At 68.8% G+C, this 15,462-nt stretch carries 13 protein-coding genes and 1 pseudogene; 10 read left to right on the forward strand and 4 right to left on the reverse strand.

From position 1 onward, the window contains the following. The first annotated feature begins 96 nt into the window (after positions 1–96). The 7 genes from nadC (at position 97) to ACWGI6_RS28695 (ending at position 4,676) form a co-directional block, all read left to right on the forward strand. Positions 97–1,164 (forward strand): carboxylating nicotinate-nucleotide diphosphorylase, encoded by a 1,068-nt coding sequence (gene nadC / locus ACWGI6_RS28665; RefSeq protein ID WP_453270190.1) that lies wholly within the window; start codon positions 97–99, stop codon positions 1,162–1,164. A 5-nt stretch (positions 1,165–1,169) separates the two neighbouring features. Beyond that, positions 1,170–1,967, forward strand: a complete 798-nt coding sequence (locus ACWGI6_RS28670) for a type III pantothenate kinase (RefSeq protein ID WP_453270191.1) — start codon at positions 1,170–1,172, stop codon at positions 1,965–1,967. A gap of 187 nt (positions 1,968–2,154) precedes the next feature. Then, complete coding sequence (locus ACWGI6_RS28675) at positions 2,155–2,775, forward strand: hypothetical protein (protein WP_453270200.1); 621 nt, start codon at positions 2,155–2,157, stop codon at positions 2,773–2,775. Positions 2,776–2,821: 46 nt separating this feature from the next. Beyond that, entirely contained in the window at positions 2,822–3,001 is a 180-nt protein-coding gene (locus tag ACWGI6_RS28680) for a hypothetical protein (protein WP_393909170.1), read from the forward strand. A 172-nt stretch (positions 3,002–3,173) separates the two neighbouring features. Next, entirely contained in the window at positions 3,174–3,653 is a 480-nt protein-coding gene (locus ACWGI6_RS28685; RefSeq protein ID WP_453270201.1) for a BlaI/MecI/CopY family transcriptional regulator, read from the forward strand. Positions 3,654–3,662: 9 nt separating this feature from the next. After that, positions 3,663–4,181: an amino-acid N-acetyltransferase gene (locus ACWGI6_RS28690; RefSeq protein ID WP_393909169.1), complete on the forward strand. Its 519-nt coding sequence runs from the start codon at positions 3,663–3,665 to the stop codon at positions 4,179–4,181. 156 nt (positions 4,182–4,337) lie between these two features. Further along, positions 4,338–4,676 (forward strand): histone-like nucleoid-structuring protein Lsr2, encoded by a 339-nt coding sequence (locus tag ACWGI6_RS28695; RefSeq protein WP_393909246.1) that lies wholly within the window; start codon positions 4,338–4,340, stop codon positions 4,674–4,676. On the opposite strand, the gene ACWGI6_RS28700 is transcribed toward ACWGI6_RS28695, so the two are convergent. After that, entirely contained in the window at positions 4,607–5,287 is a 681-nt protein-coding gene (locus ACWGI6_RS28700; protein WP_393909168.1) for an SCO3374 family protein, read from the reverse strand. The two genes, ACWGI6_RS28695 and ACWGI6_RS28700, sit on opposite strands and share 70 nt — an antisense overlap. A 499-nt stretch (positions 5,288–5,786) precedes the next feature. On the opposite strand from ACWGI6_RS28700, the gene ACWGI6_RS28705 reads away from it, so the two are divergent. Beyond that, complete coding sequence (locus ACWGI6_RS28705; protein ID WP_453270192.1) at positions 5,787–8,312, forward strand: ATP-dependent Clp protease ATP-binding subunit; 2,526 nt, start codon at positions 5,787–5,789, stop codon at positions 8,310–8,312. A gap of 148 nt (positions 8,313–8,460) precedes the next feature. Here ACWGI6_RS28705 and ACWGI6_RS28710 read toward each other — a convergent pair whose 3' ends face one another. Next, on the reverse strand, positions 8,461–11,079 hold the full coding sequence (locus ACWGI6_RS28710; RefSeq protein ID WP_453270193.1) for an NACHT domain-containing protein: 2,619 nt from the start codon (positions 11,077–11,079) through the stop codon (positions 8,461–8,463). A 103-nt stretch (positions 11,080–11,182) separates the two neighbouring features. Next, positions 11,183–11,425, reverse strand: a pseudogene (locus ACWGI6_RS28715) (NACHT N-terminal Helical domain 1-containing protein); the annotation flags it as partial. Between the two features lie 728 nt (positions 11,426–12,153). Between ACWGI6_RS28715 and ACWGI6_RS28720 the strand changes: the two are divergent. Next, positions 12,154–12,825 carry a M23 family metallopeptidase gene (locus tag ACWGI6_RS28720; RefSeq protein ID WP_393909164.1) on the forward strand — a complete coding sequence of 224 codons (672 nt, stop codon included), beginning with the start codon at positions 12,154–12,156 and terminating at the stop codon, positions 12,823–12,825. Here the strand turns inward: ACWGI6_RS28720 and ACWGI6_RS28725 are convergent. After that, positions 12,807–13,418 (reverse strand): TetR/AcrR family transcriptional regulator, encoded by a 612-nt coding sequence (locus ACWGI6_RS28725; protein ID WP_453270194.1) that lies wholly within the window; start codon positions 13,416–13,418, stop codon positions 12,807–12,809. The genes ACWGI6_RS28720 and ACWGI6_RS28725 overlap by 19 nt on opposite strands. Positions 13,419–13,558: 140 nt before the next feature. Here ACWGI6_RS28725 and ACWGI6_RS28730 point away from each other — a divergent pair, with 140 nt between their 5' ends. Next, entirely contained in the window at positions 13,559–15,196 is a 1,638-nt protein-coding gene (locus ACWGI6_RS28730) for an MDR family MFS transporter (RefSeq protein WP_453270195.1), read from the forward strand. Positions 15,197–15,462 lie beyond the last annotated feature (266 nt).

Genomic DNA, 15,462 nt, shown 5'->3' on the forward strand with positions numbered 1-15,462 from the left:
TCCACCGACGACCACCGGACCGTCGATCCCCCCGCCCGCCAAGACGGACCCCCGCAACCCCCCGCCCCACTCCTCCCCGAATACGGAGCCCAGCCCGTGAGCAGCACCCGCGACGACCTCCCCCTCCTCCAGATCGGCGGGCCCACCGGCGGCGCCTCCGCCGAAGGCTGCGGCGACGGCTGCGGCTGCAGCGGCGGCGAGGAGGGCGCGTACGAGCTCGACCCGCTGACCTGCGGCCTCGACCCCGACCTGGCCGCGCTCCTGGTGGCCGCCGGGCTCGACCCCGTACAGGTCGAGGACATCGCGCACCTCGCCATCGAGGAGGACCTCGACCAGGGCGTGGACATCACGACCGTGGCCACCGTCCCCGAGGACGCGGTCGCCACCGGCGACTTCACGGCCCGTGAGGCCGGAACGGTCGCCGGGCTGCGGATCGCCGAGGCCGTGCTGTCCATCGTGTGCACCGACGAGTTCGCGGTCGAGCGGCATGTCGAGGACGGCGACCGGGTCGCGGCCGGCACCCCGCTGCTGAGCGTCACCACCCGCACCCGCGATCTGCTCACCGCCGAACGCAGCGCGCTGAACATCCTGTGCCGCCTGTCGGGCATCGCGACCACGACCCGGGCCTGGGCCGATGTGCTCGACGGGACGAAGGCCAAGGTCCGTGACACCCGCAAGACGACGCCGGGGCTGCGCGCCCTGGAGAAGTTCGCGGTGCGCTGCGGCGGCGGCGTCAACCACCGGATGTCGCTGTCGGACGCGGCGCTGATCAAGGACAACCACGTGGTCGCGGCGGGCGGCATCGCCGCGGCGTTCACGGCCGTACGGGCCGAGTTCCCCGGTGTGCCGATCGAGGTGGAGGTCGACCGGATCGACCAGATCCCGCCGATCCTCGCCGAGGGCGCCGATCTGATCCTGCTGGACAACTTCACCCCGGAGCAGACCCGCGAGGCCGTGGAGCTGGTCGCCGGGCGCGCCATGCTGGAGTCGTCGGGCCGGCTGACGCTGGACAACGCCCGCACCTACGCCGAGACCGGCGTCGACTACCTCGCGGTGGGCGCGCTCACGCACTCCTCCCCGATCCTCGACATCGGCCTCGACCTGCGCGAGGACGACGGACAGGGCGCTCGGGGTGCGGACGACGACGTGCGCGAGGACAGCTGACCGCCATGCTGCTGACCATTGACGTGGGAAACACCCACACCGTGCTCGGCCTCTTCGACGGCGAGGAGATCGTCGAGCACTGGCGGATCTCCACCGACGCCCGGCGCACCGCCGACGAGCTTGCCGTCCTCCTCCAGGGCCTGATGGGCATGCACCCGCTGCTCGGCGACGACCTGGGCGACGGCATCGAGGGCATCTCCATCTGCTCCACGGTGCCCTCCGTCCTGCACGAGCTGCGCGAGGTCACCCGCCGCTACTACGGCGACGTCCCTGCCGTCCTGGTGGAGCCGGGCGTCAAGACGGGCGTGCCGATCCTCATGGACAACCCCAAGGAGGTCGGCGCCGACCGGATCATCAACGCCCTGGCGGCCGTCGAGCTCTACGGCGGCCCCGCGGTGGTCGTCGACTTCGGCACGGCCACCACCTTCGACGCGGTCAGTGCGCGCGGCGAGTACGTCGGCGGCGTGATCGCTCCGGGCATCGAGATCTCCGTGGACGCGCTGGGCGTCAAGGGCGCCCAGCTCCGCAAGATCGAACTGGCCCGGCCGCGCAGCGTCATCGGCAAGAACACCGTGGAGGCCATGCAGTCCGGCATCCTCTACGGCTTCACCGGCCAGGTCGACGGCGTGGTGCAGCGGATGGCACGCGAGCTGGCCGACGACCCGGACGAGGTGACCGTGATCGCCACCGGCGGGCTGGCACCGATGGTGCTCGGCGAGTCATCGGTGATCGACGCGCACGAGCCGTGGCTCACCCTCATCGGACTGCGGCTGGTCTACGAGCGGAACATCGCCAGGTCGTAGTGGCCCTCGCGGGCCTGCACGGGAGCGGCGCGGGCCGTAGTGGCACCTCGCCCGGCAGAGCCGTTTCCGGCACCGGACACCCGGTGGCGCGGCTCGCTGCCGCGCCATCGTTCACGAATTAAGCGGCTTTTGTCGGAAACGGTCGTAAAGTCGCCACATGCCAACGCCAAACGGAACCCGCGGCGGCATGGCGTTCAGCGCCGATGAGTTGCGTGTGCTCCGTCGCGCCCTCGCCCATGCCCTGCAGACGACGTCCCACCCCGCCCCGCTCGGCGCTCTCGGCCCCGAGTGGTCACAGGACATCCAGGAATATCTCCGGCTGGCCGAGGCGGTCGACGAGGCGGTCCGCGAAGGTGGCCGACTGCGCGCCTTCCTGCTCGCCGACCTCACCCGATACCGCGAAGCCCTGCCCGGCTCGGCCGCCGGCTACCTCGCACAGCTGACCGAGGCGCTGGCAGCCGGCCATGTCCCGGGCCCCGACGACCTCGCCGCCCTGCGCTCACTGGCCGTGCGGCCCGTCGGCGCGGCCGAGCGCGAACGCCGCAGCGCCCTGCTGCGCCACTGCGAGCAGCTGGCCGAACAATCCGTACGGACCCGGCTCCGCGCACTGCCAGGCGGCCGCTCAGCCGCCCGCAGCGGGCGGGAGCCGGAGCCCGAGCGGGAGCCGAAGAAACCCGAGCGCAAACCGGAGCCCGCGCCGGCGCCGCAGCCGAAGACTCCGCGGCCGGACCGGCCCATCCCCACACCGGGCGAGGTCTTCCCGCCCCGCCGCAGGCCCGCCCCGCCCCCCGAGAGCCGCACCGCCTGAGCGCTGCGTACTCTGGAATCTCACGCCCCAAAGGAGGCCGTACGCCATGGATTACGTCGCAGCGCTGCTCCCGCCCGTAGTGATGGCCGGCGCCTTCACCGCTCTGATCGTGACGATCATCAAGAGCCAGGGCGGGGCGAACAAGGCCAAGGAGGACGCCGCCGTGGACGCCGCGCTGTCCCGCGCCGAATCCGCCGGCCAGGAGCCCACGGCGCACCACGCCTGATCCGCCCGCCGCCCTTTCGGCGGCCCGCGCGCACGGTACGGCCCGGGATTGATCGTCCCGGGCCGTACATCGTTTTTCCGGCCCAAACGCAACGAGATCAACGGGCATTCGCGACATCTCCCACTATTGTTCTTGTGTGCCGAGACGCTTGGGTGATCTGGAAGACGCGGTCATGACGCGGGTCTGGGAGTGGAACCGCCCGGTCACCGTTCGAGAAGTCCTGGAAGATCTGCAGAAGGAACGGTCGATCGCCTACACCACGGTCATGACCGTATTGGACAACCTCCATCAGAAGGGCTGGGTGCGCCGCGAAGCAGAAGGCCGCGCCTATCGATATGAGGCGGTCTCCACTCGCGCCGCCTACGCCGCCGCACTGATGAACGAAGCCTGGTCCGCCAGCGACAACCCCGCGGCCGCTCTTGTGGCCTTCTTCGGCATGATGTCGCCGGAACAGCGACAGGCCCTGCGTGATGCCGTACGGATGGTGCAGGTCGACGAACCGGCGGAAGCCGCGGAACAACCTGCACAAGAGCCCGAAGAGGCCGCGCCCGCGGAAGAAGGCGAAGCAGAAGCAGCTCCGGAAGGCGCCGGGGAAGCCGGATCGGCCGAAGGGGATGAACCCGGGGCGAGTGCCACCGGCAACGGGCGATAGCGTCCCGGCATGCCTCCGCATTCAAAAGGCCTCACCGTCCGGCGCGCCAGGACCGGTGATGTGCCGGCCGTACGCCACCTCATCGACGCCTACTCACGTGACGGGATCCTGCTCGACAAAGCCACCGTCACGCTTTACGAGGACATCCAGGAGTTCTGGGTGGCGGAGCGCGACGAAGACGCCGAGGTCGTCGGCTGCGGAGCACTCCACGTCATGTGGGAAGACCTCGCGGAGGTCCGCACCCTGGCCGTGGATCCGCGACTGAAGGGATCAGGTGTCGGCCACCAAGTCCTGGACAAGCTGCTGCGCACTGCGAGCTGGCTCGGAGTGCGGCGCATTTTCTGTCTCACCTTCGAAGTCGACTTCTTCACCAAGCACGGCTTCGTAGAGATCGGCGAAGCCCCGGTAGACGGTGATGTCTACAGTGAGCTGCTGCGTTCCTATGACGAGGGCGTTGCGGAGTTCCTGGGCCTCGAACGAGTGAAGCCCAACACCCTGGGTAACAGCCGGATGCTTCTGCACCTGTGATGAGTGTTCTATGTCCGAATCGCTCCCCTATCTCATGGCTACGGAAGCATGCGTTCCCCGGTCTGCGGGCAAGTGAACCCTACCCAAGGGTTTGTGTTTTTCCCGGAAAAGCGGTTTGCTTTCCGTCGTAATCCGCATTCGATGAAAGGGAAACCGGTGGCACAGAAGGTTCAGGTTCTTCTTGTCGATGACCTCAACGGTGGCGAGGCGGACGAGACGGTGACGTTCGCTCTCGACGGCAAGTCCTACGAGATCGACCTCTCCGACGGCAACGCGGCGAAGCTGCGTGACTCGCTTGCCGACTTCGTGAAGGCGGGTCGCCGTACCGGTGGCCGCGCTTCTTCGGGCCGTGGCAAGTCGCGTGCCGCGGCTTCCGGCAGCAGCCAGGACACTGCGAAGATCCGCGCCTGGGCGAAGGAGAACGGCTACAACGTCAATGACCGTGGCCGCGTCCCCGCCGACATTCGTGAGGCATTCGAGAAGGCCAACGGCTGATCGCCGTACGCGCGGTCCGATTGGGCATTACGAGCACGCCACAACCGGGCACGGTGGCACTCGGTCGCTGCTGCGCTCACGAGCCGTACGAGGTCGGGGGCGCCCCCAACGTCCCCGATTCCTGTCCCGAACCCCGTGGTGGGCAGGGAATTCTCCGCCTCGTACCCGGGCCGGGGAGGCCGCACCCATCCCGCGGCCTCCCGCGAGCCGAATCCGTATGACAGTGCTGTGCCGCCGGGGAACGCCGGTGCGGGCATCCGGTCTCCGGTCCCACGCGTCGTGAGATCCGCTGCGAGTGCGCCCCACTCCAGCCATTCCAGGATTCCCGGAAGTTCTTCCGCGCCGCCCGCCGCGATGAGCATGAGCAATTTCGGCCGATCACCCGGGTGTTTCCCGTCGCATCCGGCCCGAAGGAGTGCCACGGGGCCGGTGCGCGGCAGTCGCCGCAATACGGCGCTTCCCGCATCGGCCGGCATCTCCAGGACATCGAAACGCAGCCCGGTCAGCAGCTCCACCGGCCCCGTTCCGGTGGTCGGCCAGCCCAGCTCGTCCTCGTACCAGCGGCGAACCGTGGCGAGGGGGCTGCGGGGGCGCGGAAGCACGCGGGGCATGCCCGGTGCAACTGCCGAAATGCCGGGAAGTTACGCTGGGTGGAGACATGGATACGCACCGTACCCACACCAAAGGGCGCGGGGGCGTATTCCGTGGTGTGCGGATGTTCGCCCGTAGCGGATGGAAGGGCCCTGCGCCGCATGGAGTGTCAGTGCCTGCGGGTAAGACAGTCTCAGTGGGAAGAGACGGTGTGACCGGCGCCCGAGGCGCTTCTCCCCGGCTGAGGGCCGGTGGCGGACGGCGTGTCGGTACAGCGCGCGTTCGCCACGGGCGTAGTAGCAGAGGGCGTATATGCCTGGCCTGCGGGAACATCGTCTCGCACCATCGAGTTGGAGCAGATGTCAGCTGTTCGGCAGTAAATTTCCCCGCCGGAGCGGGGGTGATCCGGACGGGTGTCGGCAGTTGGAATGAGCTGTCCCGCCCCGCGGGACTAGCATGCGGAAGGACAGGGAGGGGACCGACCCCTAACTGCCTGACCGCTCTGAGGAGCGATTAACGATGTTCGAGAGGTTCACCGACCGTGCGCGGCGGGTTGTCGTCCTGGCTCAGGAAGAAGCCCGGATGCTCAACCACAACTACATCGGCACCGAGCACATCCTCCTGGGCCTGATCCATGAGGGTGAGGGTGTCGCCGCTAAGGCCCTGGAGAGCCTCGGGATTTCGCTCGAGGCGGTCCGCCAGCAGGTGGAGGAGATCATCGGCCAGGGCCAGCAGGCCCCGTCCGGGCACATTCCCTTCACCCCTCGTGCCAAGAAGGTCCTGGAGCTTTCGCTCCGCGAGGCCCTCCAGCTCGGCCACAACTACATCGGTACGGAGCACATCCTGCTCGGCCTGATCCGCGAGGGCGAGGGCGTCGCCGCCCAGGTCCTGGTGAAGCTGGGCGCCGATCTCAACCGGGTGCGGCAGCAGGTCATCCAGCTGCTCTCCGGCTACCAGGGCAAGGAAGCCGCCACGGCCGGCGGCCCCGCCGAGGGCACGCCCTCGACCTCCCTCGTCCTGGACCAGTTCGGCCGCAACCTGACGCAGGCCGCTCGCGAGACCAAGCTCGACCCGGTCATCGGGCGCGAGAAGGAAATCGAGCGGGTCATGCAGGTCCTGTCCCGCCGTACCAAGAACAACCCGGTCCTCATCGGCGAGCCCGGCGTCGGCAAGACGGCGGTCGTCGAGGGCCTGGCGCAGGCCATCGTCAAGGGCGAGGTGCCCGAGACCCTCAAGGACAAGCACCTCTACACCCTCGACCTCGGTGCCCTGGTCGCCGGCTCCCGCTACAGGGGTGACTTCGAAGAGCGCTTGAAGAAGGTGCTCAAGGAGATCCGCACCCGCGGCGACATCATCCTGTTCATCGACGAGCTCCACACCCTGGTGGGTGCGGGCGCCGCCGAGGGCGCGATCGACGCCGCGAGCATCCTCAAGCCCATGCTGGCGCGAGGCGAGCTGCAGACCATCGGTGCCACCACGCTCGACGAGTACCGCAAGCACCTGGAGAAGGACGCGGCCCTGGAGCGCCGCTTCCAGCCGATCCAGGTCGCGGAGCCGTCGCTCCCGCACACCATCGAGATCCTCAAGGGTCTGCGGGACCGCTACGAAGCGCACCACCGCGTCTCCATCACGGACTCCGCGCTGGTCGCTGCGGCCACCCTCGCCGACCGGTACATCTCCGACCGCTTCCTGCCGGACAAGGCGATCGACCTGATCGACGAGGCCGGCTCCCGGATGCGGATCCGCCGGATGACCGCGCCGCCGGACCTGCGCGAATTCGACGAGAAGATCGCCGATGTGCGCCGGGAGAAGGAGTCCGCGATCGACTCGCAGGACTTCGAGATGGCCGCGGGCCTGCGCGACAAGGAGAAGCAGCTCCTGGCCGCGAAGGCGAAGCGGGAGAAGGAGTGGAAGGCCGGCGACATGGACGTCGTCGCCGAGGTGGACGAGGAGCTGATCGCCGAGGTTCTGGCGACGGCCACCGGCATCCCGGTCTTCAAGCTCACCGAGGAGGAGTCCTCGCGGCTGCTGCGGATGGAAGACGAGCTGCACAAGCGCGTCATCGGCCAGAAGGACGCCATCAAGGCGCTCTCCCAGGCCATCCGCCGTACGCGGGCCGGCCTGAAGGACCCCAAGCGTCCCGGAGGCTCGTTCATCTTCGCCGGCCCGTCCGGTGTCGGTAAGACGGAGCTGTCCAAGACGCTGGCGGAGTTCCTGTTCGGCGACGAGGACGCGCTGATCTCCCTCGACATGTCGGAGTTCAGCGAGAAGCACACGGTCTCGCGGCTGTTCGGTTCGCCTCCCGGCTACGTCGGCTACGAAGAGGGCGGCCAGCTCACCGAGAAGGTGCGCCGCAAGCCGTTCTCCGTCGTGCTCTTCGACGAGGTCGAGAAGGCCCACCCGGACATCTTCAACTCGCTGCTGCAGATCCTGGAGGACGGTCGGCTGACCGACTCCCAGGGCCGGGTCGTGGACTTCAAGAACACGGTCATCATCATGACGACCAACCTCGGCACGCGGGACATCTCCAAGGGCTTCAACCTGGGCTTCGCGGCCCAGGGCGACAGCAAGTCCAGCTACGAGCGGATGAAGAACAAGGTCAACGAAGAGCTCAAGCAGCACTTCCGCCCCGAGTTCCTCAACCGTGTCGACGACACCGTCGTCTTCCACCAGCTGACCGAGGACGACATCATCCAGATCGTCGACCTCATGATCGCCAAGGTGGACGAGCGGCTCAAGGACCGCGACATGGGCATCGAGCTCAGCAGCGAGGCCAAGTCGCTGCTGGCCAAGCGCGGGTACGACCCGGTGCTCGGCGCCCGTCCGCTGCGCCGCACGATCCAGCGCGAGATCGAGGACGCCCTCTCGGAGAAGATCCTCTTCAGCGAGCTGCGTCCGGGCCACATCGTGGTCGTCGATGTCGAGGGCGAGGGTGACACCGCAAAGTTCACCTTCCGCGGCGAGGAGAAGTCGGCGCTGCCGGACGCCCCGCCGATCGAGTCCACGGCCGGCGGTTCGGGTCCGAACCTGAGCAAGGACGCCTGAGCGGCACCGCCGTATCAGCGCAAACGGCACTGCCCCGGAATCGTTTCTCACGGTTCCGGGGCAGTTCTGTATGCGGCGAAGAAATACAGCTGCGTAATTGCTAGGTCATTTTCGGCCGTTTCTGGACAACGTCGCCGAAGGCCTCCCGCTACATCTGAACGACGCTGATTCCTTCGGGAACACCACGCACCGGTGGAATACGACGGCCGATGCGCAGCGTGTCCAGATTCGGAAAGGCGGACAGCCACTCCATCGAAACGCCCAGGTCGTAGGCGAGCCACAACCGGGTCAGGCCCTCGGCCGGCGCAATGCCCTCGATGAGCTGGTCCGGGGTGAAAGGCCCGGCGATCCGCAGATGCGGGCGCCCGCCCAGCCGGCGCAGCGCATGCAGCTCCTCCAGGTCGGAGACCGGAAAGTACAGCTCGGCCGGTTCGAGATGGGCGATGATCTCGCGGGCGTAGCGGGCGGTGTCATGGTGTCGCCAGGCCCCGGCGAGCTGCGCCCGCACCTCGTGATGCGCCCGGTCGCGCAGGCCCGTCAGATAGTCGATCGCCATGTCGTCGGCGATCGAGGTGGCGGTGATCGCGAGGAGATAGGCCTCGCGGTCGGAGACATGGGCGGGGTCGGGCAGCATCTCCAGCACGATCGGCCCTATCCAGCCCAGGGCGCGGGCCGCGGACGGGGTGCTGGGCCGCACCATGTCGCGGGTGAAGCGCTGCACCCGCGCCCGGACCGCCGGATCCAGCTCGGTGGCGTGCTCCAGACAGGCTGCCGCGAGCAGCTTGCGGTGCCGGGCCTCGGCGGCGCGTACGCCGGGGTGCGGGGCGAGCAGCCCGTCCAGGAGGGCCGCGCACTCATCGGGACGGGCCAGGGCCACGGCCATCCGGATGACGTCCTCCCAGTCGTCGTGGTGGGCATGGTCGAGCAGCAGCCGGAAATCGTGCCGCTGCACCGTCGCACGGGCGGCCAGATAGTCCTGGAAGGTGCGGTGCACGAAGTCGAGGGTGCCGGGGGTGGGCTCGCGCAGCAGTCCCGTGCGGTTGAGCAGATGCCGGTAGACGTCCTCCGGACCGCCCTGGCGGGCCGCGTCCGGGATCGCGGGCAGGTGCCGGGCGAGGGTGTCGACCGCGGTCGCCCGGTCCATTTCCGAGCGCCCGTTGACCAGCATCCACTGGGCGAGCTTCTGCAGCAGCTGGATCTTGGGCTGCCGGGTCAGCTCGACCCCGTCGGTGGCCGCCATGGCCCGCTCCCGGTCCCGGCGCTCCAGCAGCATCGACAGCGCCGCGTCGTAGAGCTCCTTGCGGCCGTTGGGCAGATAGCCCCGGCGGTCGCGGTGCAGCGCGCACAGCAGCCCGCACATCAGCGGATTGGTCGCCAGCCGTCCCAGATCTCGGGTGATCCGAACGGCATTGAGGAGGGTCCGCTCGTAGTGGCCGAGCCGGTCGAGGTCGGCCGGGCTCTGCTGGGCCGCGGCACGGTGCCAGCGCTGGATGAACGCGGCGACGTCCTCGCGGTTCATCGGGGCCAGCGACAGCTCGCTGAACCCCTCGCCGGCGAGCCAGTTGCCGGGGACCGCGGACGGCCGGGAGGTGACGATCCAGACGTTGCCGGGATAGCGCAGGGTCCACTCGCGGAGCTTGCGGCGCACCTGCTCGCGGTCGCTCTCGGGGGCCTCGTCGATCCCGTCGATCAGCAGCAGCGCACGGCCCGCTTCGAGCACCCGCTCCGTCCAGCCGTCCGGCGCCGCCGCGGCGTCCCCGTAGCCGACAGCGCTCAGAAAGGTGCCGGGAGAGGGCAGCCCTTCGCGGGCGAAGCGGCGTACGGGCAGCAGGAACGGCACCCGGCCGCGCAGCCCCGCCAGCGCCTCGGGCAGCTCATCGCGGGAGGTGGCGACCGCCAGCCACTGCAGCAGGGTCGTCTTGCCCGCCCCGGCCACCCCGCGGACCAGGACCTGCCCGCGGCCGGACAGCGCCTGTTCGGCGGGGAGCGGGGGGTCGTCCTGGTCCGCGGCGTCGGCGTCCTGCGGGCCGGGCTCGCACTCCAGCCCCAGATAGGCGGCGTCGAGCGGCCAGCTGTCGGGGGAGTGTGCGAGATCGATGCCGAAGATCGTGAGGTGGTTGTGGAGGGTGGCGGTGCTGTGGGCGTAGCGCGCCTCGAAAGCGGTGTCCGGGGAGGCGGCGTCGCCGGCTGCGGGCTCCTGGGCGGCGGGTTCCCCGGCCGTGCCGGACGACGGCAGGGAAGCGGCAGCGCCCGGTCCGTGGATCAGCTCGGCGAGGAAACGGGTCTCCTCGACGAGCGTTGCGGCGACACAGGCCGACCGCTGGGTGAAGAGGTACAGGATGTGCCGCGCGGCGACGTCCAGCAGCAGCCCGTGCAGCCGGGCCTCGTCAGTGGTCAGGTGCCGGTTGACACCGGGCACGGCCGCGCAGAGGCGACGTGCGAACTCGGCCGGGAGGAGGCGGGCGGCGTCCACATCGTCCATGTCGAGGTCGGCGAGGGCGCGGAGGGTGCGGGCCAGCGCGGCGGCGACGGACGGCTCCCCGACGCCCGTCGTGGCCCCCGCCGCCCGCTCGACGAGCGCCGCGGCAAGGCCGTGCAGCTGCCCGTCGGACAGGACCGGTTTCTCGCCGGTGAACGAGAGCAGCCGGGAGATCCGGACGGGCCGGTCGACCGTCCCGGCGCCGGGTCCGTCGGCGACGAAGAGCCTGCGGATCAGCGGATCGACGACATGCGGGGTGAGGCGGGCGACGATGTTCGTGGGATCCATGGGCTCCCCGTAACGGCGGTGCGGGACAACGGTGTTGGGGTGTGTTTCGGGCCAGCTTATGTGCGGGGGCGGGGGGAGAGGGTGAGTTTGGTGCGGGGAGGGACGCCGTGTGAGGAAGGTGTCCGGGGCCCGCGGACCGTACGGCCCGGTGCACCAGCTCCTTCGCGAGCTGGTGCAGGTCCTTGTCGGTGAGGGTCCGCTTCTCGCCCTTGAAGGTGACCAGCCGGGATATCCGTACCGGCCCGTTCACCAGGCCGGCGCCGGGCCCCTCCTTGACGAAGAGCTTCCTGACGAGCGGGGCGACCACGCCGGAGGCGAGTCGGATGCCCACTGCTGACGGGTCCATCGTGCGGTCCGCCCTCCCCCGTGGCCGGTGCTGCCGTCGGGCCAGGCCAGGGCGGCCGGCGGGGCGGCGGGGTGCGGATCGGCCAGGTGCACGCGGGGGTGGCAGGCACGGAAGGGTGTGGCGGCGGTCACGGAAAACGTGTCCCCATTCCCGCCCAATATGGACATTTCGCGGACCCGGGTAACTCAGGTCACAAAGGCCGGGTAACTCACGTCACAAAGGCCGGGTAATCCGGGTCACAAAGGCTGGGTAACCCGCGTCACAAAGGTCCGAGTAAGCCGGGCCGCAAAGGCTCCTGGTATCGAATCGGGTGTCCAAACGGCTCGCGGAAAGGGGTTGGATCTTGATTATCGGTGACATGGCGCACAGCCGATTCAGGGCCTACTAAAGAATTTAGGGGAAGTGGGGCGCGGAGCTTCCGGGGTTTTCGGGTTCCTTGGCGGGGGGTGTGGGCGGTGGTGGCGCGGGGGAATGTGGCACCCGTGTGCCATATGGGAGAAGGGCCTGTTCAAGGGGGTGTGGCGCGCTCGCGAGGACATGCAAGATGTCCGGATTTGGGGGTTTCGCGTAGAACTCCGAGGGGCGCGCAAGGACCTCGTTCACTCGGCTTCCGGTACGGGCCGGGTTAGTAGAAAGGCCCCTTGGCGGGGCGGCGAAGGCGGGTTACCAAGGAATGGCGATCCCGGTCCGCAGCCGGGTAACCAATCAATTCACTGGAGGAAACCCGCATGTCGAAGTTCGCCGCTCTCCGCAATTCGAAGAAGTCCGCTCTGCGCAATCGCGTCGCCGTTGTCGCCGCCGGTGTCGGCGTTACCGCCGCACTGGGTGCCGGTATTGCCACCGCCGCTGATGCGGGCCTGCAGAACCTCACCTCGGGCGTCGGTTCGGCCGTGACCGCGCAGGCCGACGCGCAGGTGAAGTCCGTGGCCGACACGAAGGCCGCCGCCGCCAAGGCCAAGCAGGACGCGGCCAAGAAGGCCGACGCCTGGGTCAAGCCCGTGAACAAGTACTCCCTGGGCGAGCCCTTCGGTATCGCCGGCAGCCACTGGTCGCACAAGCACAGTGGTCAGGACTTCGTCGTGCCGACCGGCACCGCGGTCAAGGCCGTCCACCACGGCACCGTCGTCAAGGCCGGCCCCAACGGTGGCGGCGACGGCCCGGCGTACGGCAACGCCATTGTGATCCAGCACGACAACGGCACGTACACCCAGTACGCGCACCTGTCACAGATACAGGTCCAGGTCGGCCAGCAGATCGGCACCGGCCAGCAGATCGGCCTGTCCGGCAGCACAGGTAACTCCACCGGTCCCCACCTGCACTTCGAGGTCCGCACCGGCCCCAACTACGGGTCGGGCATCGAGCCGACCGGATTCCTGCGGGCTCACGGCGACGCCGTCTGAGCTGAGTCCGGCCGGGCTGGCCGGCGGTGCGGCGGGTTTGCCGCCGTGACCAGTTCTGTGGCGACCTCGAGGATGGCCTTGCGCTTCTCCTCGGGGTCGCCCTCCACGTGCTGCATCGCGAACATGCCCGCATGCATGGAGAACAGTGCCGTGATGCAGCGCACCTGATCCGTCAGCTCCGATTCGGGCTCCTTGAGCAGGCCGAAGAGCGTCAGCATGCGCGATTTGAAGGTCTCGCCGATGCTCAGATCGCGCACCGCCGCCTGGTTCTCCTGCATGAAGCGGAAGAGCGGTTCGCCCGAGCGCAGCGACTCGCTGTAGCGGCGGATCAGCTCCTGCTTGGTCTCCAGGGTGCGCGGCTGCTCCTCGGCCCAGGCGATCAGCTCGTCGATGGGCCTGCCCAGGTCCTGGAACAGGCTGATGACGATGTCTTCCTTGGTCTTGAAGTGGTAGTAGAGCGCCGCCTTCGTGACCTCCAGCTTTTCGGCGATCTCGCGCAGTGACGTCTTGTCGTAGCCGTGTTCGGAGAACAGCTCCAGAGCGACGTCCTGGATGCGCTGGCGGGTGTTTCCCCTGCGCGCCTGTGTGCTCATGGTGTTCTCCTGCGTTGTCGGTACTGGTCAGAGGGCTGCCCAGCCGGGCACCAGAGAAACTTACTTGACGCCCGGCTAGTTGCCGCTTACCTTCATCACTGTACTGAACTAGCCGGGCGGCAAGTAAGTAGGAGTGAGTGATGGGGAAGTCGCAGCATGCGACCCCGACGGGGGACGGACGGAAAACGGCAGTGAAGGCGAAACCGGAAGCAGTGCAGGATCCGGGGCCGGCCAAGCAGCCGCCCGGCGTACGGGTGGTGCTCTTCGCACTGATGATCGCGATGCTGCTCGCGATGCTGGACAACATGATCGTCGGCACCGCGATGCCGACGATCGTCGGTGACCTGGGCGGGATGGACCACCTGTCCTGGGTCGTCACCGCGTACACCCTCGCCACCGCCGCCTCCACGCCGATCTGGGGCAAGCTCGGCGACATGTACGGGCGCAAGGGCGTCTTCCTGTCGTCCATCGTGCTCTTCCTGATCGGCTCGGCACTGTCCGGCATGGCGCAGGACATGGGGCAGCTGATCGGCTTCCGCGCCGTCCAGGGCCTGGGCGCGGGTGGTCTGATGGTCGGCGTCATGGCGATCATCGGTGATCTGATTCCGCCGCGGGAGCGCGGCAAGTACCAGGGCATGATGGCCGGTGTCATGGCCGTCGCCATGATCGGCGGACCGCTGGTCGGCGGCAGCATCACCGACCACCTCGGCTGGCGCTGGAGCTTCTACATCAACCTGCCGCTCGGCGCGATCGCGCTGGTCATGGTGACCGCGGTGCTGCATCTGCCGAAGAAGCGGTCGCAGACCCGGATCGACTACGTCGGTGCCGCGCTGCTCACCGTCGGCATTACCTCGCTGGTGCTGATCACCACCTGGGGCGGCACCGAGTACGACTGGCTGTCCGGCCAGATCGTCGGCCTCGGCATCCTCGGCGTGGTCGCGCTCGCCCTCTTCCTGCTGGTGGAGCGCAAGGTCAGCGAGCCGGTGCTGCCGCTGCACATCTTCCGCAACGGCAACTTCTCCCTCGTCACCCTGATCGGCTTCCTCGTCGGCTTCGTGATGTTCGGGTCGATGACCTTCCTGCCGCTCTTCCAGCAGACCGTGCAGGGCGCCTCGGCCACCAACTCCGGCCTGCTGCTGCTGCCGATGCTGCTCGCCATGATGGCCGTGTCCCTGTTCGCGGGCCGGGTCACCACCCAGACGGGCAAGTACAAGATCTTCGTGGTGGTCGGCGGCGCACTGATCACCGTCGGCCTGAGCCTGCTGTCCCTGATGGACACCGACACCACACGCTTCACCTCGGGCGTCTTCATGGCGGTGCTCGGCGCCGGCATGGGCTTCCTGATGCAGACCACGATGCTGATCGCGCAGAACAGCGTCGAGATGAAGGACATGGGCGTCGGCTCGTCCTCGGCCACCCTCTTCCGTACGATCGGCGGCTCCTTCGGCGTCGCGATCTTCGGCGCGATCTTCACCCACCAGGTGCAGTCCACGATGCTCGAACGGATCGGCAAGGCCGGCGAGAAGATGACCAGCGGCGGGGCCCAGATGGACCCGAAGGGGCTGGCCAAGCTCCCGCCGATGATCAAGGACGCCTACGCGCACGCGGTCGCCACCGGCACCCACCACGTCTTCCTGTGGGGCGCGGCGATCAGCATCGTCGGCTTCGCCGCGGCCTGGTTCCTCAAGGAGGTACCGCTGCGCGGCGGCCCGGCCAAGCCCGCCGAGAGCCCGGAGAACGGCACCGCCCCGGTGGACCGGGTGTCCGAGACCGTCTGATCCTCCTCCTACGCAGTCGGCCGTCCCCGCCATGGCGGTTTCCCGCCGACAGCCCCACCGCCTCCGCCCGCCGGCCTTGCCCCACCCCTCACAGGTGGGGACAAGGCCGGCGGGCGGAGGCGTTCCCATGACCAACGGGGCGCTCGACCAGAGACGCACACCCCCACCGTCCTTCCCCCACCCCCAACGGGAGGGGACGGGCCGGAGCGGGTGGGTGTCCGGACGTAAAGCGCAGCAGTCCGGACCCCCACCCCCCCCGGCCCGAC

Source organism: Streptomyces sp. NPDC054786 (assembly GCF_053611685.1).